General features: G+C 64.2%; 23 protein-coding genes and 1 tRNA gene. 10 read left to right on the plus strand and 14 right to left on the minus strand.

Annotation, left to right across the window (positions count from 1 at the left end; all coding sequences use genetic code 11):
* Nucleotides 1–60: 60 nt before the first annotated feature.
* Nucleotides 61–134, minus strand: a tRNA-Gly gene (locus EV687_RS11625).
* A 155-nt stretch (nucleotides 135–289) separates the two neighbouring features.
* On the opposite strand from EV687_RS11625, the gene EV687_RS11630 reads away from it, so the two are divergent.
* Nucleotides 290–1597, plus strand: coding sequence for a tyrosine-type recombinase/integrase (locus EV687_RS11630; protein WP_122228608.1), 1308 nt, complete (start codon nucleotides 290–292; stop codon nucleotides 1595–1597).
* Here EV687_RS11630 and EV687_RS11635 read toward each other — a convergent pair.
* From EV687_RS11635 to EV687_RS11685, 12 genes are all read right to left on the minus strand, one after another.
* A complete protein-coding gene (locus tag EV687_RS11635; RefSeq protein ID WP_122228605.1) occupies nucleotides 1543–1821 on the minus strand; it encodes a helix-turn-helix transcriptional regulator in 279 nt (92 codons plus the stop codon). The two genes, EV687_RS11630 and EV687_RS11635, sit on opposite strands and share 55 nt — an antisense overlap.
* Nucleotides 1818–2288 carry a hypothetical protein gene (locus tag EV687_RS11640; protein WP_122228602.1) on the minus strand — a complete coding sequence of 157 codons (471 nt, stop codon included), beginning with the start codon at nucleotides 2286–2288 and terminating at the stop codon, nucleotides 1818–1820. Before EV687_RS11640 ends, EV687_RS11635 begins: the two co-directional genes overlap by 4 nt.
* Before the next feature lie 67 nt (nucleotides 2289–2355).
* A complete protein-coding gene (locus tag EV687_RS11645; RefSeq protein WP_122228599.1) occupies nucleotides 2356–4476 on the minus strand; it encodes a hypothetical protein in 2121 nt (706 codons plus the stop codon).
* Nucleotides 4473–7277, minus strand: a complete 2805-nt coding sequence (locus EV687_RS11650) for a ParB/RepB/Spo0J family partition protein (RefSeq protein ID WP_122228596.1) — start codon at nucleotides 7275–7277, stop codon at nucleotides 4473–4475. Before EV687_RS11650 ends, EV687_RS11645 begins: the two co-directional genes overlap by 4 nt.
* A complete protein-coding gene (locus EV687_RS11655) occupies nucleotides 7277–7726 on the minus strand; it encodes a response regulator transcription factor (RefSeq protein WP_122228593.1) in 450 nt (149 codons plus the stop codon). The genes EV687_RS11650 and EV687_RS11655 overlap by 1 nt, the downstream gene beginning before the upstream one ends.
* Nucleotides 7726–7872, minus strand: coding sequence for a hypothetical protein (locus tag EV687_RS18955; protein ID WP_162846587.1), 147 nt, complete (start codon nucleotides 7870–7872; stop codon nucleotides 7726–7728). Before EV687_RS18955 ends, EV687_RS11655 begins: the two co-directional genes overlap by 1 nt.
* Complete coding sequence (locus EV687_RS11660; protein WP_122228590.1) at nucleotides 7869–8474, minus strand: hypothetical protein; 606 nt, start codon at nucleotides 8472–8474, stop codon at nucleotides 7869–7871. The genes EV687_RS18955 and EV687_RS11660 overlap by 4 nt, the downstream gene beginning before the upstream one ends.
* Complete coding sequence (locus EV687_RS11665; RefSeq protein ID WP_122228587.1) at nucleotides 8465–8833, minus strand: hypothetical protein; 369 nt, start codon at nucleotides 8831–8833, stop codon at nucleotides 8465–8467. Before EV687_RS11665 ends, EV687_RS11660 begins: the two co-directional genes overlap by 10 nt.
* The gene (locus tag EV687_RS11670; protein ID WP_122228585.1) at nucleotides 8830–9099 is read right to left on the minus strand and encodes a hypothetical protein; all 270 of its coding nucleotides are present in this window, start codon (nucleotides 9097–9099) and stop codon (nucleotides 8830–8832) included. The genes EV687_RS11665 and EV687_RS11670 overlap by 4 nt, the downstream gene beginning before the upstream one ends.
* The gene (locus EV687_RS11675) at nucleotides 9096–9968 is read right to left on the minus strand and encodes a VapE domain-containing protein (protein ID WP_122228582.1); all 873 of its coding nucleotides are present in this window, start codon (nucleotides 9966–9968) and stop codon (nucleotides 9096–9098) included. The genes EV687_RS11670 and EV687_RS11675 overlap by 4 nt, the downstream gene beginning before the upstream one ends.
* A 166-nt stretch (nucleotides 9969–10134) precedes the next feature.
* Entirely contained in the window at nucleotides 10135–10377 is a 243-nt protein-coding gene (locus EV687_RS11680) for a hypothetical protein (protein WP_130466498.1), read from the minus strand.
* A gap of 171 nt (nucleotides 10378–10548) precedes the next feature.
* A complete protein-coding gene (locus EV687_RS11685) occupies nucleotides 10549–11268 on the minus strand; it encodes a LexA family protein (RefSeq protein ID WP_162846586.1) in 720 nt (239 codons plus the stop codon).
* An 81-nt stretch (nucleotides 11269–11349) separates the two neighbouring features.
* On the opposite strand from EV687_RS11685, the gene EV687_RS11690 reads away from it, so the two are divergent.
* On the plus strand, nucleotides 11350–11655 hold the full coding sequence (locus EV687_RS11690) for a transcriptional regulator (RefSeq protein ID WP_122228575.1): 306 nt from the start codon (nucleotides 11350–11352) through the stop codon (nucleotides 11653–11655).
* 143 nt (nucleotides 11656–11798) lie between these two features.
* On the opposite strand, the gene EV687_RS11695 is transcribed toward EV687_RS11690, so the two are convergent.
* Nucleotides 11799–12149, minus strand: a complete 351-nt coding sequence (locus tag EV687_RS11695) for a hypothetical protein (protein ID WP_130466499.1) — start codon at nucleotides 12147–12149, stop codon at nucleotides 11799–11801.
* A gap of 134 nt (nucleotides 12150–12283) precedes the next feature.
* Between EV687_RS11695 and EV687_RS11700 the strand changes: the two genes are divergently transcribed.
* From EV687_RS11700 to EV687_RS11735, 8 genes are all read left to right on the plus strand, one after another.
* A complete protein-coding gene (locus tag EV687_RS11700; RefSeq protein WP_122228570.1) occupies nucleotides 12284–12700 on the plus strand; it encodes a phage regulatory CII family protein in 417 nt (138 codons plus the stop codon).
* Nucleotides 12697–12975, plus strand: coding sequence for a hypothetical protein (locus tag EV687_RS11705; protein ID WP_122228567.1), 279 nt, complete (start codon nucleotides 12697–12699; stop codon nucleotides 12973–12975). Before EV687_RS11700 ends, EV687_RS11705 begins: the two co-directional genes overlap by 4 nt.
* A 3-nt stretch (nucleotides 12976–12978) precedes the next feature.
* Nucleotides 12979–15708 (plus strand): VapE domain-containing protein, encoded by a 2730-nt coding sequence (locus EV687_RS11710; RefSeq protein WP_122228564.1) that lies wholly within the window; start codon nucleotides 12979–12981, stop codon nucleotides 15706–15708.
* A 362-nt stretch (nucleotides 15709–16070) separates the two neighbouring features.
* Nucleotides 16071–16559, plus strand: coding sequence for a hypothetical protein (locus EV687_RS11715; RefSeq protein ID WP_130466500.1), 489 nt, complete (start codon nucleotides 16071–16073; stop codon nucleotides 16557–16559).
* Nucleotide 16560: 1 nt separating this feature from the next.
* Nucleotides 16561–16983 carry a hypothetical protein gene (locus tag EV687_RS11720; RefSeq protein WP_122228558.1) on the plus strand — a complete coding sequence of 141 codons (423 nt, stop codon included), beginning with the start codon at nucleotides 16561–16563 and terminating at the stop codon, nucleotides 16981–16983.
* Nucleotides 16984–17335: 352 nt separating this feature from the next.
* Entirely contained in the window at nucleotides 17336–17710 is a 375-nt protein-coding gene (locus EV687_RS11725; protein ID WP_122228555.1) for an HNH endonuclease, read from the plus strand.
* Nucleotides 17711–17909: 199 nt separating this feature from the next.
* Nucleotides 17910–18464, plus strand: a complete 555-nt coding sequence (locus tag EV687_RS11730; protein WP_165392825.1) for a phage terminase small subunit P27 family — start codon at nucleotides 17910–17912, stop codon at nucleotides 18462–18464.
* A gap of 131 nt (nucleotides 18465–18595) precedes the next feature.
* A complete protein-coding gene (locus EV687_RS11735; RefSeq protein ID WP_122228549.1) occupies nucleotides 18596–20284 on the plus strand; it encodes a terminase large subunit in 1689 nt (562 codons plus the stop codon).
* Nucleotides 20285–20292 lie beyond the last annotated feature (8 nt).

Genomic DNA, 20292 nt, shown 5'->3' on the forward strand with positions numbered 1-20292 from the left:
ACCAGATCAATGACTTACAACGCTCCGTGGATTTCCTTGGAAGTCCCTGGATTGTTTGAATGGAGCGGGTGAAGGGAATCGAACCCTCGTATGCAGCTTGGGAAGCTGCCGTTCTACCATTGAACTACACCCGCATTCTCTATCTCGTTGTTTTCAAACGAGATAATCATGAAAAGCGTTGATTTGGCGGAACTTTTCAGCTTCCACCTTCCTGCATTGTAGCGTCATCGCACGTTTCCACCTGCATATACACTTGCGCCATCGGTGTAGCTTTTGTGTAGGTTTTGCGATGTACTTTGATGCGCGGGCAGCCAAGTTGCTGCAGCCTGGGCAATCCATGGCGATTGAGGGCTGCCCAGGGTTGCGGATTGTAGCGGGTAAATCAGTCAAGACGTGGATCTATCGCCACCGCGACCCAGCCGGTGCGCTCAAGCAGGTGCGTCTCGGAGCGTGGCCGTCGATGTCTGCGCAGGCGGCTGTTGCGGCATGGTCTGCCGCGCGTGATGCCCGCTCAACAGGCGTGGACCTGGTGGCGCAGCGCCGGAAGGCGCGGCAGGAGGCACAAGCGGCCACGCGGCCGCAGCCGGCGGTGTATGACGTGGCCCGCTTGGTGGATGATTACATCACGGGGCACATCGAGGTGGAGCGCAAGGCGGCCGGTGCGACCGCGGCGCGCAATATCTTGCAGTCTGCGCTGCAGGCGCATCCTGCCCTGGCGGCCATGGCGCCGGCGGATGTGACCAGGCAGCACGCATTTGACCTGATCGACTGGCGCAAGGCCACGCCCACGCAGGCGCAGAAACTACGGTCGTTGATGGGTGCCGCGTGGGATTACGCCTTGGACGCTGGTCGCATCGATGGCGCTACGCCAAACTGGTGGCGGGTGGTGATGCGCGGCCGGCTGAGGTCCAAGGGCAAGATAGTGGATGGCCAGCGCGTTGGCCGCCGGCGACGCTATCTGACGGATGCCGAGGTGGCCACGCTGCTGGCCTGGCTGCCCAATATGCACCAGTTGGGCGCAGACGTCACAGTGATGTATTTATGGACGGGCACACGCGGCGCTGAGATCCTGAGCATGCGCGCAGAGCATGTGGTGCTGGACGGTGACGTGCTGTGGTGGACAGTGCCCAAGGCCTTGACAAAAAACGCGCGATTTGACGATGCCGTGGACCTGCGCGTGCCACTGTTTGGCCGTGCCAGGGGAGTTGTGCAGCGGCGCCTGGATGCCGCTGGCGATGATGGGCTGCTGTTTGTGGCGGAATCTGGCCGGCCGTACAGCCAGCACGATTACTCAACGTACATCTACGACCTGCAGCCCTACAGCCCAAAATCCAAGCGCCTGGGGCGCCAGCGCGAGGTGCTGCCGGTGATCGACTGGACGGCTCACAACCTGCGCCGCACGGCGCGCACGATGCTGGCTGCGCTGGGATGTCCCAATGAGGTTGGCGAGGCGATTGTGGGGCATATGCCCCGTGACATCGAGGCTACCTACAACGCGCATAGCTACGATGCCGAGCGATTGCACTGGCTGGCCAGGCTCGATCACAAGCTGGACTCGCTCGCACCCTCCGGCCGCGGCTTGCCGGTCCGGCCGTAGCCGCTGCCCTTGGGGGGGAGGCCGTTGGAGACGGGTAGTTTTCGCGCGGCCTCCTGCAGCTCCTCGACCAGCCAGCCAACGCGGCCCGGCGAGATCTCGCGCGGCTGCGGCAGGCGTTTTTCGCGCACCTGTTTTTCGAGGGTAGACACGGATATGCCCAGCGCCGACGCGGCGGCCTCTTTGGGTAGCAGGATAAATGGGTATCGTGGTTGCTCTCCAATCATCCTTGCCTCGCTTCCTGCGGCATGCCGCGCAGGTATTTGACAAGCTGGCCCAGGTACGCGCATGTGATCTCTGCCGGCAGCTCGGCGAGCTGCCAGGTAATGAGGTCCACCGCGTCACTGATGGCGTCGAGCTCGTCAAAATTGAGCGGGCCGGGCTTGTATGCGCCGGTGGCCAGGCAGCGTTGCAGGTAGGCTCCCATGGCCGCGTCGGCGGCGTCCAGATGGCCGCTGATGCCCTTTGCGTGGCCGCCCTGCTCGATGAGCTGTGCGGCCTTGATGTGGATGCCAACGACCAATGCTCGATCGATTGGGGCCGTGCCGGTGCGCAGCGCGCTCATGCTGCTGTTGAGCCGGCTGATCAGGTTGGCAATGCCCATGTTGTCGGTCGGTGCCAGGACCTGGTAGCGGCGGTTGGACTCGATCGGGTTTGCGTCGCTGTTGATGTGGATGTACGTCGGCTGTGTCATTTGTCTTCGCCCTCCCAGGGGTAGGGATAGTCTCGGCCCGGCTTTTGCCGGCGCTTGCGGCGTGTGCTCATGCTGCACCGCCTTCCTTGCGTGACTTCAGCGCGCGGGCGAATCCTCGATAGTCGAACCCCATGTGCCATCCAGGGGTTTCATCGGCCCACTCCGGCGCGGCATGCTGCATATAGAGCGCGTCGATTTCCGCGTCCGTCAGCGCATCAGCCTGGGCGCGGGGTGGGTGGCCGTCTGGCAGGAATCGCAGCTCGATGTCGTGGCCTTCGGGCTTCTGATCCAGCACAGCGCCCCAGCTCGACCAGACTCCATCAGGCTGGAGGCGATAGCGGGCCTGGAATGCGCCATCTTGGCCCGGCGTGCTCATGTCGCGCAGCACGCCATGAATGAGCGCATAGACAGCCATGGGAGAGCCGAATTCGATGTAGCCTTGGGCGTTGTTGCGGCCGCCGACATGCAAGATGCGCTCGCCGAGGTTCATTCCTGCCGTTGGGCTTGGTGTCGGATCAGTCTGCGCGCGCGGCGGCCGGGTGTAGAGCTTGGTGCCGACCGGAAGGTAAGTCGAAAGCTCGTCACTTTCCCCTTCGGGGCAGTACGGGTTCTCTTTGACAGTAGCCACCGGCTCAGCATCAGCCTGGGTGCGGGGCGGTTGGCCGGCGTAGAGCGACTGGGTGAACTTGCCTGCCGGTGTTTTGCGGGCGGGCAAATACCGTCCGCCCTGGCCGTCAGTCTCATCAGGGTCGCTGTGTGCCTCAAGCTGCTCTTTGCTGACATACAGCACCGGCTCGGCATCCAGCGCTTTGCTCGCAGCGCGCGCGTCGGCGAGCAGATCACCGCTATCCAGTCCATCGCAGATTTTGTCGATCAGCTCGGACAGTGCGTTTTCCAGCAGCAATGTCGCGTCGGACTCCTGCCCCTGGGCGGCCAACAAAGCGCGCAGGTCGCTGGCATAGATCAATACACCCATACGGTTGCCCATTGATGCCAGATAGTCGCCGCCATCTCCCTGCCAGCGCCAAACCTCGCCCTTGGAGTGCTCATCCATCAACCGGAGCTGCTGGCGCAGTTCCGTCGCGGTGGCCAGCGCATTCTTGAGGTCTGCCAAGTGGATGCTTGCCGCCTCCTGGCCCTGGGCCTGGGCGGAGGGAGCGGTACGACGAGCTACTTCCTTGGCAAACCCCTTAAACCCTGGCGCGCTGTGGCAGTCGTACTGCTTTGCCAGCGTTTCAATGGCCGCATCGCTCAACAACTCTCCGGCATTCCCGGCTGGTTGGGGCCGCCGGCCGAACATGTGCGCCCGAAGTGCATCACGCGCTTTGCTGGCGCGCAGAGGGTCATCAAACTGAACGTGCATTGCGACGTTTTCCGCCAGCGCCATGCCGCGATCTACCCACTCAGCAAGCGCCTTCGAATCAAGCCTCGTCAGCGTGTCTTGCAACTCTGCGTTGTGGGCAGACTGTGCTCGCGCCTTGCGGTCTGCATCGACGTAGGCGCGCACCTGATCCCCGGTGTAGAGATCGTTTTTAACGTCCCACCCGGTGTGCACAATCCAAGCCTCATGCTCAGTAGCGTAATCGAGCGCCGGCGCTGCGTATGGGTCTCCCGGCGCGCAAAACTCATATGCGTAGGGATTGGGCAGCGGCAGATACTCTCCCACAGGCTGCGGCACCGCTGGCTGCTGGTCAGGGTCTGTAGGGCATGGCATCCAGTATCGGGGCTGGTCGAACTCGGAAAGCTGGTGGCCATCCCAAGTCATCTCCCAGCAGTCATTGCGCCAACGCACTGATTTCGGAATGTCGGAACCGGGTGTCAGTACGAGCACGGCTGTGCCGTCTTTTGGCACGGTGCGCATGTGCCGCCAGGGAGCATGATCCAGCGCACTATCGGATTGGATTGGTGCGGCCGCTGGCCACCGGCGCAACATCTCTGCGGCCTCTTTTGCATAGTCTCCGCCGTTGCAAATTTTGTCAGCCAGCCAATTGGCGGTTTGCTGCAGCGGTGCTGCTGCGACTGCCGCATTGTGCTGCCCGATCTCGATGCCGGCTATCACGCCGGCAGACCAGTCGCTGGGCTCGCTGTTTTTGAGCCGCTGCAGCTCGTCCCACAGCGCCCGCGCGGCTTGCTCGGCGCTTTGATACGTGATGCGCCAGGCGTCGTATGTCGGTTTTTGGTCGCTCATGATTTTTGCTCCTCGGTTGTCGTGTCAGCCGGGGTCGGCAGCAGCTCCAGCTCGGTGTGATCAAACGTGATTTGGGCGGTCTTGCGCTTGCTCAGCGTGAACTTGACGGTGACGGCTCGATCGCCCATGTGGGCCACGACCTCGCCGGTGTAGCCGACCCAGGGCTTTTGCGCGGGGGTGCGGGCGGTGTCATTGACGATGACGATGGCGCCGATGTTGGGCCGATCGCCGGCCGCCGCCTTATCTGCCGCCCGGTCTTGTGGGGCCTCGGCCGGGTCGAGGAAACTGGCCACTACCTGGCCGCGGCTCTTGCCGGCTTGGTCGACCACTTGCCACACATCGCCGATCTGGCTCTGCAGTTGCACCAGCAGGCCGCGCTTGCTCGTCGTCGGGTGCCCGCGCTTGATCCGTGCCCAGCCGCCCGCCACCAGCGGCGTGCCGTTGGTGGCGCCGTCGCTCGGCGCGTCAGCGCCTGGTGTGGGTTCCTCGTCATCCGCAGGCGGCGGGTTGCAGGGCTCCAGGTGTTCCGGTGCAATCTCGACATCGGGCATGGATGCGTCTCCAGCGAGCTTGCAGATGCAGACGTCATCGCCCTTGGTCTTCGGCGTGCCATTGATAATTTCGTGGCCGCTGTGCGGGTCGATCTCGGCGATGCGGACGATTTGCATCAGCTGACCGTGTTCCTGCGCAAAGGGATGCGTTGACAGCACACGTGCCCAGCCGCCCACCGTCAACCGCGTGCGGATTGACGGTGCATCGTCGCTTTGCGCGTCAGCGCGTGGATTTGTCCCATCCTCGGCCGCGTCCGGATCGCCATCACCGCCCGCGCGCGCCAGCGGGGCGGTCGCGGCAGCGGCCTCGGCGGCTTGCAGCGCGGCGGCAATGCCGGCAGCGGCCTCGGCCGGCGTGGTTTTGGGCGCATCGGTCGCACGGGCCTTGCCCCTCGCGGCCTTGGCCTTTTTGCCACCCTCGCCAGCGCGCGCAGCGGGGCGGTGGGGTAGAGGCGGTTGCGGCGCATCGGCCGAGGCCTCAGATGAGGGGGTGGGCGCGGATTCGGTGGATTTTCCCTTGGCCTCGGCCGCGGCGGCGCGGGCGTTGGCCTGGGCGCGGGCTTTGCACGCCTCGACGTCGATGCTGCAGGCATCGGCCATGGCCAGCAGCTCGGTATTGGGGTAGATGTGCCGGACGTGCTCGCGCTTGTCATCGTCCCATCTGTAGCCGTTGAGGTAGTGGCAGTTGTGCAGCGCGATGATGCAGCCGGTCAGCAGCTCGGGGCTGGTCCACTCGGCGGCCGCTTGCTTGATCGCGTCCTTGGGCGAGACCTTGCCCAGGTCGAGCAGCTTGCACAGCAGTTTGGCGTCGTCGCCGTTGAGCTGGCCTGCCAGGCGCTGCGCGGCCAGGCGGTTGGCAGCGGCCTTGACTTTGTCGGTGTTGACGCGATGTGATGTGCCAAGGTTGAGGTCGTTAGCATGTTTGACGATTCGCGTCAGCACATCCATGCGCCAGGCGGTCTCGTACTCGATCAAGGCCTTGGCCTCGGCCGCCTCGGCGTCGTGTTCGGCCTGGCGGTCGCGCTCGGCGGCCAGTTGTTCCTGGGCCTCTGTGCGGCCGGCGATCTGCAGCAGCTGCCGGGCCTGCTCGTCGGTCACGCACGCAATCATGCGGTTGCTGTCGTGTGGGTCAACCAGCATCGTGGGCTTGATGTCGGATTGATCCAGCACCTTTGTGCCGATGAGTTTGCGCAGCGTTTTGCCCTTGACGGGGCTGTCGTTGGCGTTGTCCAGGCGCTTGTAGCCGGGGATGCCGCTGTAGTCGCTCAGGTAGCCGCCGGTTTTTTGCAGCAGTTTTTTGGCTGCAGCGCCGTCGATGATCTCGCAGCCGCGCTCGGCGGCTTGCTTGCGCACCTGCGCGGCATGTGCGGCCTCTTTGGCGTGGTAGCACGGCGGGTTTGTGCACACGTCTGGACTGTCCACGTCGGCAAACAGATCCGGGTTGGCTCCGGTGCGATTGGGGCACGTCGTGCATGCGCCGGCGCTGGGGCACAGATCCGCATCGGCAATGGCAAACGGTGCGCGCTTGAGCTGCAGCATGTACTGGTCGCGCACCAATTGCTGCACCTGGCGGGCGCCCATGGGCTCGTCGTGGTAATAGCCATCTGTGACTTGCTCCAGCACCTCCATCTGCAGCTGCTCGCTGGGGATGCGCGCAATCGGCAGTGCCTGCGAAAAGTCGATCTCGCCCTCGCGTAGCAGCTGCTTGCCGTGCTCGCACAGATCCAAGACCTTCAGGCGGGCGTAGACGTAGGCGCGGCTCTTGCCGATTTTTGCGCCTACCGCGTCGGCGTTCATGCCCTGCTGATCCATCAGGATGCGGTAGCCCTCTGCCTCCTCCAGCTCCGTCACGTCCTCGCGCTGCAGGTTCTCGATGACCATGGCCTCCAGCGCCTGGGCATCGGTCATCTGGCGGATCATCGCAGGGATTTCAGGCACGTCGGCGAGGCCGCAGGCACGCCAGCGTCGCTCGCCGCACACCAGTTCGAATTCGGGCAGCGGCTGGCCTGGCTCGCGGGTTTCGTAGGTCTCTTGCACCCGGTCGCCTGGCAGCGGCCGCAGCAGGATGGGCTGGTGCACGCCGGTGGCTTTGATGCTGTCTGCCAGCTCCTGCAGCTTGGCCTGGTCAAACCATTTGCGCGGGTTGCTCGGGCTGGTGACGATGAGATTGCGTGCCACCAGGCGCATCTGCGGGCCTGCGCCGGGCGTGGGCAGTGCGTGGGTTACGGTGTCGTGGGGATCGGTAGCCATCACACGGCCTCCTCTTTGACGATGCTGATGCTCTCGACGAGCGGGATATTGAGATGCAGGTGCTCGGCGCTGGCAACAAACCGCACGCGCGTGCCCTTGCGCAACTGCGCGGCGCGGGCATGGGGCGCGGCCGGGTTGTGGGGCGGGAATACCTGCTGCAGGGTGGCCGTGGCGCCCGCGGGGCCGATGCCGTGGATTTGCAGCTGCAGCACATGCATGGGTTTGCCCAGCTCGCCAATGGGCTGGATGCGCACCACGGCATCGGCGGAGAGCGTGCCGGTCAGCGCGATGTGCGGTGCGGGTTGCGTGGGGGTTGCCTCATGCATAGGGGTGGCCTCCTGCTGGGGTGGGGTGGGCTCGGCGTCGAGGTAGTGGCTGGCTCCCATGGCCAGGGCCAGCACGGTGCCGGCGATGGTTTGCGGGATGCCGGGCCAGATCTGGATGGTCATCACTGCGGGCCTCCGGCATCTGCCTCGGCCGGCTGCGGGGCCAGCAGGGGCGCGGGTTGATCGTCTGCCGCCCAGGCGGCCAGCACGGCAGCGCAGGGCAGGGAGATGAGCAGCGCGGCCAGGGTTTCGAGTGCGAGGGCTTTCATGGCCGGGCCTCCTGCGCGGCGGCCTGGCAGGCCTCGATCAGCTGCAGCAGCGCACGGGCCTGGGGGGGGGCGACGGTGATGTCGGTCAGCCCGGCAAACGCGGCGCATGCGGCGGCCAGCACGTCGTCAGCCGGCGGCGTGGCCTGTTGCCTGACGATGCGGGTAACGGCCGATTTGCGGGCCGGAGTGGGCGCTGCGGGCGGTGGAGCCGCGGCCTTGGCAGGGGCTTTGACAGGCAGCTCGTCAGGTGACGCCGGCAGCTCCCATGCCGTGGCGCCCGTGCTCAATTTGCGGCGCGTGACTTTGCCCGAGAGCATCAGCTGGTAGAGGTTGTTGCCGGCCTGCTTTGTCGTGATGCCGAGCTGCTCGGCCACGGCCAACGGCGTCAGCGGTCCATCGATGGCCAGCAGCGCGAGCGTGCGGCTGCGGATGTCTGCCGTGGCCGCTCTCGGCGCAGGTGCCGGCGGCGCGGCCTTGGTGCTGGCCTTTTTGGCTGGTGCTACCGGTGCTGCTGCAGGGGCCTCGGCCGGGGCGTCGTCAGGCCCGGTTTTTGGGCGAGCAGTGAGCACGTCCCAGGGCGATGCGGGGCGGGTCATGGCCATGTCGGTGCCTCCTCGGTGGTTTTGCCCGAGCGGCGCTCGACCAGCGCGGCGCCCTCGGGGCCGTCCACGGCCTCGCGGTGGCCGTGCTCGATGTCGTGGGCCGCATCAATGGCGGCCTGGGCCAGTTCGCGGAGCTGGGCGGGCGTGAGATATGCCCAGTTGATGCCGGATGCGCTGCTGACCGACACACGGGCCGCAGGCTCGTAATGCACCACGCGCTCGATGGCAACCGCTGCCGGCGTGCTGGGAGTAGCGGAGCTGCCGCCGAGGATCCTGCTGCCGTACAGCCACTGCGCGAGCGCGTGGATGCGCCGCCGCGGCGGGCGGGGTGTGAGGGTGACGCTGTGCTGGGTGCTCATGCTGCACCTCCTCGGTCGATGTCATCGGCGGCGGCATTGAGGGCGGCGGAAAGCGTCCGGAGTTTGTCCGGCGTCATCCAGATTTCCATGCCGCAGCCGGCCGCCCCGAACAAATTGATGCAGAGGCTGGCCTCGGAGTTGTCTGCAAACCGCATGACGTTCGTGGTGGCCTCTACGCCGCCGTGTAATACGGAGCGGTGGCGGGGATTAGTGGCGTTGCCTGATATGCCGATGTGCGGCGTGTACCAGATTTGCGGGGTGCTCATGCTGCCACCTCATCGGTGTGAGGGGCCTCGGCCACAAACGCGGCATAGGCCTCGGCAAACAGCTGCTCGCGGATCGATTGCACAAACTGCAGGTCGATGTGGTTGGGCGCGTGGATTTCGCGGAAAAATCGGTGTTCGCCAGCACTGAAATCATGGGCCGTTGCGATCAGGACACTGGCGGGGTGGATGGTCTGATCGTTGGTGCTGTAGGCCGCCCTGAACCCGAAGATCCCGGCTCTAATGAAGCTCTTGAGCGCGACGATTTCTCGGGTGCTGAAGGCCTCCAGATCAGCGATCTCATGCATCCAGTGCTTGTGTGTCTGGCGTGCATATTCCCGTGGATTGAGTGGGTAGAGCGGGGTGTTGTCGTAGAGATCGGCGCCTGCAATGGTCTCGATCAGTCGGGATTTGCCGGCGCCAGGTTGCCCGGTAATGACCAGCAGGTGATCGATCTTGCAGCCGGGCAGCAGGGCGCGGTGCACCATGTCCATGATCCATTGCTTGCCCAGGCCGCAGGTCTCGGCGTCGCATGGACTATCGAGCGCGCCGATCAGCCAGTTATCCAGGCGCGGCACACCGTCCCACTGAAGGGATTGCAGCCAGGCCGCTGTGTCGGTGGGGTGGTTGATCGGCTTGTCGGCTTGCGGCGAAGGTTGATGCGCGGGCCATGCCTCGATGCGCTCGACGCTGTGCACGCGCTTGTCTGTGACCTGCCTGGCCTGCCTGGCGGCGTCATCGCTGCTGGAGGCTTTGAGGTGCAGGGTGTCGAGCATGCCGGCGCGGGCCAGCTCCTCGACGTTGGCCGGCTCGGCGCCGGTGGGGATCAGGTGCACGCGGTAGCGGTGCAGGGGGGTGATGTTGGTGTCCATTGCAGCTCCATCTGGTGTTGGTGGCTGCAAGTATAGAAAAACTTTCCATTCGTGGTCAAGAAAAACTATCCTTCGCGATAGAATTTCTATCAGCGCTCGATGTCTGGGTGTAAAAAAGCCCGCATGGTGCGGGCGTATGGGCTTGGTATGGTGGCTGGCGTGGTTCTTAACCTCGTGCCGCCGCTGCTGTAAGTAGTTGCAGATAGTTGTCGAGCAGTCTTTCTTGGATTTCGATCGTCTCGTTTGGTGTGTCTGGTAGGCGGTCGGTCCAGATCAATTCTCGCTCGATGGCGAGTCCGGCTGCTGCTGCTGCTGCTTTGTTGGGATCAAGTGTCGAGACGATCTGGACTAAGACGTGGTTTAGAGCCTCAATTTGTCCTTGCAGCAAGTGGATGGTGTTATCGCTCATTTTCGCCCTCCTCGGCGATGGTTGTGGATATGTTTCTGTAGGTGATTTAGGTGGTGCACCATCTAACTGCAGAGAGTGATAGGAAGATGATTAGGGCGAGTAGCAGCCGAGATCCTACATATCGCATGCCTCTGGGTTTTGGCAGCGGGTAACGTCTGCGCATGGCGTTGTCTAGGGCAGCCGGCCGAGAGAGGCGTCCACAACGACGCCGCACCAGACGTCGCCGGGCATGAGTTCGAGGTATTTCATCTCCTTGGGCCAGTCGGGGTTGATAGCGACCAGATAGGGGTGGCCCTCGATGAGCAAGTAGCGTTTGAATGTGGCCGCTTTCGACTCTTCTCTTCGTACGATGACGAATTGGCCTGGCAGTGGATCGATGTCCGGTCGCACATGCAGGAGCATGCCGGGTGCAAAGCTGTATTCCTCGCCCGGTGCGTACATGCTTTTGCCCTCCACGCGCAGCAGGTAGCCGTGCGGCCCGAGGTTGTGCGCTGACATCAGCCATCGCTCGGCGTCGCCCGATGCGAAGTTGTCACAGATTTCGGTCCAGTCGCCTGCTTGCACGTCTGAGATCAATGGATAAGGGCCGTGTGTGGAGCGTGCGGCGCTGATGTTGGGTGAATCATGCTCTGTTGAGTTGTATTGCTCAACGAGATATCTGGCTGCCCTTGCTGTATCGGCTGCGTTTTGAGACTCGATCAGGCTCTTGTAGATCGGGGCTGGGAAGCCTGTTTCCGCAGCGATTTTTAGCAGCATGTCGAGCTTTGGCTGGTGTAGACCATTCTCCCAGTGGCCGACGTTGGCCTTTGTGCGGCCGATTGCATCGCCAAGTTGCTGCTGCGTCCAGTTTTTGTGCTGCCGAGCGGCTTTGATCCAGTCTTTTATTTCCATGGGGCAATAGTAAAGATTATCTATATGTCTTGGGGATAGAAATACTTGATATGATTGGATAGAAATGCTAGCCTTACGCATATGCCACATCCAATCGCTATCGCATCTGAGATCGTCGGGTCTCAAAGAGCCCTCGCAAAACGTCTAGGCGTCACGCCTGCTGCTGTTTGGCAGTGGATGGAGGATGGCCGCAAGGTCCCTATCCAGCACTGCCCGGCTATCGAAAAAATGACAGCGGACTCGGTCACGCCCGTCACTCGCCGCGACCTGCGGCCTGATGACTGGCATCTGATCTGGCCCGAACTGGTCGAGGCCCAGCCCGTCGTGTCGCCTCCGGAGTCAGCCAATGCCTTGCCCACCGCATCCAGGGAGGCTGCCGATGCTTGAGCAACTCTGGTGGTGTTTGCGGTTTTCTGCTGTGCTGACGCTACTGCTTTGGGCTTGGGATTGCCCGCAGATCTGCAGCTTGACCCGGTGGGATGTGTTGTACCGCTGGTCAAGTGCCTTTGCAGGTGCACTCTCCGTATGTGTCATTTTTCCTGGTTTGGCTTTTCCTCGAAAGCGGCCATGAGCGCCAATACAAATCCACTGAAGCCCAGGCACGTCCAGAACGCAATGGCCATTACTTCCCGTCGTGAGGGGGCGGTGTCTGGCGCGAGTAGCGCTATCAGGTGCACCGCAGCAAAAAGCGGCACGGCGGCCACCTCGACGGCTTGTGCAGCAATTGCCAAACCATGTAGTAGTCGGCGGCGTGCTGCATCGAGGGTGCGTCTGCTGAGGGCACCCAATCGCCGGCGCAGGATGTTGGCAGCCACGGCTGTTAGTAGCACTGCAATGCCCTGTGTATACCCGCCGTTGGCCCATCCGAGTATTTCTTTCATGTCTGCCCTTTCTGGCGTGGTTGGTTGTGTGGTAGCTCCGATCGTATGCCGGATGGGGCGGGCGCCCTCTTTTCTGTGCCTGCATTGTGTTTTTTTTTGCCCGTCGCCGAGACGGGAATTAACGGGAATTCGAGATGTCGCCTGTTTCCATCACCCGATCGTCCGCCTCGGCCAGCAGCCAGCTCACGCTCAATTTCGAGCCGTCGCTGCCCGAGCGTTTTCCGTCCCTGCGCGAGTTTCTGGCTTACCGCACCCAGGTGGGCGGCAAGCCGATGAAGGTGGTCGCGGCCGATATGGATCTCTCGCCCTCGATGCTGACGCGCAAGCTCAATCCGGGCGATGGCGACACGCAGCGGCTCAATGTCGATGATTTCGAGGGCTGGCTGCGGGCCACGGGCGATGCGTCGGCGGTGGTCGAGTACCTGGCCGCCAAGTACCTCGATGACGACACGACGCGGCAGGCGCGCGTGGTCGGTCAGGTGGAGCGCTTGCTGTGCGATCTCTCCAGCCTGCTGCCGCAGCTCAAGCACGGCGGGGAGGGCACGCGATGAGGCCGGCAGGAGAGATCAGCGCGGCGCTGCTGCAGGCGCTGGAGCGGCGCGCGGGGCAGGGTCTGACGATGCGCGAGCTGGCCGAGGCGGCGCAGGTGGGCAGTGATGCTGCCCGTCGCACGCTGGACAATTTGCGCCGGCATGGGCGCGTGCGCATTGCCGGGCAGCGGCGCGTTTCGTACCGCAACCGGCCGGTGGCCGAGTATGCGTTGCCTGACCCTCGGCAGGCGCCGGCCAGCAATGCGGGGCTGTTTCTGCAGCGCTGCTGGGGGTAACGGGTGCAAAGACGTGATGACCTGCCGCCGATCAATTTCTCGGCGCTGGCCGAGGCGTTGCTGGCTCGTGCCGAGACGCTGGTGCCGCTGTGGCTGCAGGGCGGCAACATCGTTGGCCATGAGTATGTTTGCGCGGGCCTCGGCGGTGGTGCCGGGCGCAGTTGCTCGGTCAATCTGACCACCGGGGCCTGGGCGGATTTCTCGGGTGATGACAAGGGTAGCGACCTGCTCAGCCTGTATGCGGCCATCCATGGCCTGCCGTCGCAAGGCAAGGCCGCCCGGCAGGTGGCCGAGGAGCTGGGGCTGGAGTCGATTGCCGGCATCGTCAAGGGCGGTAATACGCCGGTGGCGCCAGCCGCCAATCCACGGCCAGCGCTCCCGCCCAAGGCCGCGCCGCCGAAAAAAGAGCGCGAGACCTGGACGCCCATCGTGCCGGTGCCAGGCCACGCCCCCGCGCCCACGTTTTGGCATCACGAGCGCAAGGACCCGGCGCACACGGCCTGCTACGTGGTGGCGGGCGCAGTATACGGGTACGTGGTGCGGTTTATCGGCAGTGATGGGCGCAAGATCACGATGCCCTACGTGTTTGCCCGCAGCGACCGCGATGGCAGCTGCAAATGGGTGTGGCGCGGGTGGGACGAGCCCCGGCCGCTGTACTACCCAGGCGGCCAGCCGCCGGGCGGGCGGCGCGTGGTGTTGGTCGAGGGCGAGATCAAGGGCGAGGTGCTGCAGTCGCTGCTCGACGCGACGGATCCGGGTCGCTGGTGCGTTGCCAGCTGGCCCAATGGCAGCAAATCGTGGCACAAGGCGGATTGGTCGTGGCTGGCCGGCTGCGATGTGCTGCTGTGGCCCGATTGTGATGCCAAGCGCGAGCGGTTGAGCAAAGAGCAGCAGCAGCAGACCGAGGGCGATGCCGAGGCCCGCGCGGCCCTGGAAGCTGTGCAGCCGCTGCTGCCCGAGGCCAAGCAGCCGGGCATGGCCGCGATGCTGGGCATTGGTGCGCTGCTGCGTGACACGCACGGCGGCACGGTGGGGCTGTTGCCCATCCCCGCGCCAGGCGAGCGCCCGGACGGCTGGGATGCACGCGATGCGATCGAGACGGACGGCTGGACGGGCGCGGACGTGCTCGCGTTTTTTGACCGGTCGCGGCCCTTGCTGGCTGCTGCCGATGCGCCTGCGGGTGCGGATGCCGACCCGCCAGCGGCAGGGAAAGCGGCGCAGGGCAAAAAACGCGGTGGCCCCGTTGGCACAGGTGCGGGTGGGGATGGCAAAACCGGGGGCAAGGCCGGGCCGGAGCTGGTGCCGCCGCGCAAGGGCACGCCGGCGTGGCTGGAGCCATATTGGGACTGGGAGAAGGCCCGGTGGCTGGTCTCGCGGCGTGTGGTCATCGATGCGCTCGAAAACGACCCGGACCTGGCCGGTGTGGTGGCCTATAACGAGTTGACAAACAGCATCCAATGCCGGCGCGCGTGGCCGTGGCCGCATGCAAAACCGGGCGACGTGCGCAACGCGGATGCGCTGCTGCTGGGCAAGTACTTGACGGACACATACGGCCTGCCGGCGATCAGCCGGGCCTCGCTCGATGAAGCCATCCAGACCGTGGCCGAGGCCGAGCGCTATCACCCTATCCGGGAGTGGTTGATTGGCCTGCAATGGGACGGCACGCCGCGCCTGGGCAAATGGCTGTTGTACGTTCTGGGCGAGACGCCGCAATCGATCAATGCGCGGTTGTTCGAGTACCTGGGCCTGGTCGGCCGCTACTGGCTGCAGGGCATGGTCTGGCGCGTGATGGAGCCGGGTTGCAAGTTTGACTACTGTCCGGTGCTGGAGGGCGCGGGCGGCCTGCGTAAATCGACATTGGTTGAGGTGCTGGCCAGCTCGGCGTTTTTTTCGGACACGCCGTTTGACATGTCGCACGGCAAAGAGGCCCAGGAGCAGGTGCAGGGCGTATGGGCTTATGAGATCGCCGAGCTGGCGGCAATGAGTAAGGCGGATGTCAATGCCATCAAGGCGTTCATCAGCTCGAAGGTGGACCGCTATCGGGTGGCCTACGGCGCCACGGTCGAGTCATTCCCCCGGCAGTGTGTGCTGGTGGGCACGACCAATGAGGACACCTACCTGCGTGACCGCACCGGCAATCGCCGATGGTGGCCCGTGCCGGTGCGCCATCAGATCAATACCGAGTGGGTGCAGCGCTGGCGTGAGCAGCTGTTTGCCGAGGCGTTTGCACTGTACCTGCAGGGGGAGGCCTACACGCCATCGCCCGATCAGGAGCAGCGGCTGTTCAGGCCGATGCAGGACTCGCGCCTGGTTGAGACCGCGGTGGAGAGCGAGCTGTTGCGCGTGCTGACGCGCCGCCCTGGCGGCACGGGGATCCTGGAGATCATCAACATCGATGCCAAGTTCGTGACGATCGCGCAAATCGTCACGGCGCTGGGCATTGATGCCGCAAAGAGCACGCCGGGCCTGGAGGGGCAGATACGCGGCTGGCTCAAGCAAGCCGGCTGGACGCACGGCAAGCAGCGCATCAACGGCACGCCGGCCAATGGCTACAAGCGGCCCGAGGTGTGGCCGCCCAAGGATGCGGTCGCCGGGCTCGATGAGGAGCCCGCTGACGTGCCGGCAGAGCAGGCTGGTCAGGATGGCCCAGGCGCAGCGGATGCCGCGCCCAGCGGCGATTCTGGGCCGCCTGTGGCCGACTATTTCGGCGAGGGATGGGATGAGCCATTCTGAGCCCCTGATTCATCAACTGGCGGCGCCTGAAACGCGCCGCATCGGCTGTGCAGCGAGAGGCGTTGATCGCGGTTGTGCAGTAGCCGGGGCGCGGGTGCGCCAGGCGAGCGGTGCGGTAGCGGGGATGGGCTGCCCTTCGCCCATGACGTAGCGTTCCAGCGTTCCAGGTGTTCCAGCGTTTTGCATGGAGCCCACCGGGCAATGACAACTCCTGTTTTTGAGGGGTTGCGGCTGCTGCATTGCCTGTCGATACCTGGGTGCAGCCAATGTGTGGGCGTGGGCAGGCGGGCGTGCAGGCGCATGCGGCCGCGCGGGCGCGGAACCTCCGCCCTCCCGCGTTTTTTTTATCTCCATGGAAAAGGGTGGAACAGATGGAACACGGAACAGATCAGGGCAGCAGGATGGCGGCAGAGCAGGCGGCGATGGTTGCCGACGGTCAGCGCATCATCAAGGCGCACATGCCGCATACCTATGCCGCGATCCTCGACCAGGCGCGGCACCATGGCCGCACCATCTGGGCGTTGGTGCGACGCGGCCTGGCCGGAGAGCCGCATTGTTTCTGGGCGCGTGAGGGTGGCTACACCGTGGGCACGCTGGCGGATGGCGCGGACAGTGGCGATGGCAGTGCATGCGTGTGCATTGTGGGCCGGGTGGATGTTCCAGCGCCGGTGTCAACGCCCGTGCCGCTGGTCCGCCCAGCCCATGATGCGGAGTGGCGTGCCCCGGCGGATGCTTACCACGGCCATCATTTCGGGTGCGCGCAGTGCATTTCGGCCGGTCAAGGGCGGGGCGGGCGGTGCGGTGTGGGCCAGCCTCTCTGGCGGACCTATGCCGATGCGGTGGGAGGTTGACATGGCACGCATCGCACGCATCCGCCAACGGCTCGAAAACTGGGCACTCTGGCGCTCGCGGCTCAACAGCAACGGCCTCGGCTATCACACGCGCAACATCCTGGCCGTCGATGTCTGGGATCGCAACACTTACAACGGCATGAGCATCCCGCACATCAGCATCGAGGCCGAGGAGACTGATCGCGCCGTGCAGGCCATGAAGGATGGCGGCCAGCAGCATCTGTATGAGGTGGTCAACTGCTACCACCTCCAGAACCTGGGTGTGGCCGAGATCGCCCTGCGCACGGGCCGCGCTGTCAGCACCGTGCATGCCAACCTGGCCGCCGCGGATCGGTTTGTCGAGCAATGGTTGCGCGAGCAGGCCCGCAAGCGCGAGGAGGCCGAGGCACTGCGCCGCGGGCGCGAGTGGATGAGCAGGCGTTGAGGGGTTTTACGTCATAGAGAGTTTGGGTACATTTCAGGCAAGCTAGTGATTTGTGCGACTTGCACATCACATCCACTGCGAGAGGCGAGTTACTGGGCAGTTAGCGCACGTTGGCGCACCGGGTACTAAGCGGGGTTGCTGTCCGCTGAGCGCATAAGTAAGCCGAACTCTGGATATCGCCTCCTTGTGAGGATCCGGCTGATAACCGGAGCTAACATTTTTGGAGTGCTGAGGCGCTCTTTGAGAGACCCCGCACGGAGTGATCCGGCGGGGTTTCGTCTTTACAACCCCGTGGAGCGAAGTAGACCCGGCGCCCAGGGCATTGGCCCCTGGGGCCGGGGAGGCTTGATCGATGGCATCTGCTGCGCCGCGCCCGTGCTCGCATCCTGGTTGCGGTGTCTTGGTGTATGACGGCTCTGGCCGTTGCCCAAAGCACCCGCGGAAGACATGGGCAAAACGGCCCGCCGCGCCAAAGCGCATTACCGGCCGCGCCCTGCAGCGTCTGCGGGCTGAGCTGTTTGCACGCGAGCCGTTATGCCGCGCATGCAATGCCAAGGCCTTGGTGACGCTGGCGACCCAGCGGGATCACATCATCCCGCTGGAGGAGGGGGGAGCCGACACCGATGACAACATCCAGCCTCTGTGCAGCGCTTGCCATGATGCCAAGAGCAAGGCCGAGCGCGCAAGGGGTGTGCGGCGCCATTGGGACGCCTACCGCGAGGGATGACGCTTTGTATTGTCTGCCCCGAGATCGCGCGCTGTGGCGTCGCTCAGGGCCGCCTGGGTGGCTTCACACCCTGTCGGCCAGGGTTGCCAGGGTAGGGGGTGGGTAAAAGTCTCGGCCGGCCCAGGCGGAAACCGACCGGTTCCCCAAATTTTTGCGTGCGCAGGTTTCGGAGGGGGGGTATCCCTGAGAGGAGATGAGTATGGGCACGAGAGGTCCGATGCCAAAGCCAGCGGCGCTCAAGCTGCTGGAAGGCAATGCCGGAAAGCGGTCGCTGAATCTGAGTGATGGGATCAATCCGCGCATCGAGATTCCGGCGCCGCCCAAGCACCTGAGCCGCGAGGCCCGCAAAGAATGGAAGCGCATCACGCCGTTGCTGGAAGAACTGGGGCTGATCAGCGGCCTGGACCGCACGGCCCTGGCGCTCTACTGCCAGGCGGCCGGCCGGCTTGCCGAGCTGGAGGAAGCATTCAATGGCCACGTCAACCGGATCGTGCAGGACCAGGGGCTTGATTACGTCGAGGCGGTCTACCAGGCCAGCCATGCGGTGACGCCCAGCGGCTATGCGCAGCAGAGTGTGCTGGTGCAGCTGATCAAGTCGCACCGTGAGCAGGTCAACCGATACCTGCAGCATTTCGGGTTGAGCCCTGCCGCCCGAGGCCGGGTGCAGCCATCCAATTATGTCCAGCCGACGCTGCCTGGCGTCGAGGAGGCGCCATCGGCCCGTGGCGGGTTTGCTCGTTTTAAGGTTGTCTGAGGTTGAGGCGAATGCGCGTTCGGCGCGTGGCACTTTGTAGCTGAACCGGCGCCGGAAGGTACTAGGCCGTGCCCGATAGGGCTGTGCGGCTGCTATGCAAAATCCAGTGCGGCCCTGACCGCCTCCCCCTCATGACAAACCGCTACATCGACGCCGCCGAGCGCTATGCGCGCGACGTGCTGAGCGCAGCTGTGCCCGCGTGCAAGTGGACGCGACTGGCGGTCGAGCGGCAACAGGCAGATCTGCTGCGCGAGTGCGGTCCTGATTGGCCGTATGTGTTTGACCATGAGCGTGCTGCTCGCCCCTGTGAGTTCCTGGAGCTGTTGCCACACATCAAGGGCAAGTGGGCGCGCGAGGGCCGTCTGATCGAGCTGGAAGACTGGCAGTGCTGGATTGTCACCACCGTATTCGGGTGGGTGCACGCCGAAACGCGGCTGCGCCGGTTTCGCGAAGGCTACGTGGAGGTGCCTCGCAAGAACGCGAAATCCACGCTGTCGAGCGGCCTGGCGCTCTACATGCTGTCTGCCGATGGCGAGCATGGCGCCGAGGTCTACAGCGCGGCTACCACGCGCGACCAGGCGCGCATTGTGTTTGATGACAGCAAGGCGATGGCGTTGCGTCTGCCGGGTCTGCGCGATCATTTGGGCGTGGCCGTGATGCAGCACAGCATCACCGTGGCGCACACGGCCAGCAGCTACCGCCCGCTGGCTGCCGAGGGCTCGACGCTGGACGGCCTGAACGTGCATTTTGCGGTGATCGATGAGCTGCACGCGCACAAGACGCGGGCCGTGTACGACGTGATCGACACAGCCCGTGGCGCCCGTGAGCAGGCCCTGTTGTGGAACATCACCACGGCGGGGACAGACATCAGCGGGATCTGCTATGAGCGGCGCACGCACGTCACCAAGGTGCTGCAGGGCGTGGTGCTTGACCCGGCCACGTTCGGCGTCGTCTACACCATCGATTCCGGGGATGACCCGCAGGACCCGACTTGTTGGGCCAAGGCCAATCCGAACTATGGCAAGTCGGTGTTGGAGGACGACATGATTGCCGCAGCGCGCAAGGCGGCGACCATGCCCAGCGCGCTCAACAACTTTCTGACCAAGCGCCTCAACGTGTGGGTCAACGGCGAGAGCGCCTGGCTTGATATGCGGTCCTGGGATGGTGTTGCCCAGCCTGGCCTGACGACCGATCAGATTCCGGCAGGAACGCCCGTGTGGATGGGCTTGGACCTCGCGCAAAAGAAGGATTTTGCAGCGCTCGCCATTGTCTGGCAGCGCGCTGGCATGTGGCATGTGTGCATACGTCTGTACCTCAACGAATTTGCGGTCAAGGAAAGTCCGAATGCCTATCTGAGCGGTTGGGCGCGAGAGGGCCACGTCACCGTCACGGATGGCAACGTCACCGACTTCGATGTGATTGCAGCGGATATGCGCACGCTGTGCCGCCAACACGACGTGCAAGAGATCGCCTATGACCCGGCGCTGTCGGCCTACTTCGCGGGCAAGCTCGTGGAGGAAGGTTTGCCGTTGGTCGAGATCCAGCAGCGCGCCATGTTCTTCACGCAACCTGTGCTGCAGGTCGAGAACCTGGTCCTGGAAAAGAAGCTCCGGCACGACGCCAACCCGGCCATGGCCTGGATGGTCAGCAACACCGTCGTCAAGGTCAGCAAATTCAATGAGCTGCGGCACCCGACGAAAGAGCGCGAGGAGAACAAGATCGATGGAGTCCTCGCCATGTTCATGGCCCTGGGGCGCGCATTGTCGCCGCAGGCCAAAACCGAATCAGTCTACGAAACACGCGGCATGCGCTTCCTGTAGGGCAAGAA

Origin of the sequence: Corticibacter populi (genome assembly GCF_004217315.1) — a bacterium.
In the GTDB taxonomy this organism is placed as follows: domain Bacteria; phylum Pseudomonadota; class Gammaproteobacteria; order Burkholderiales; family Burkholderiaceae_C; genus Lampropedia; species Lampropedia populi.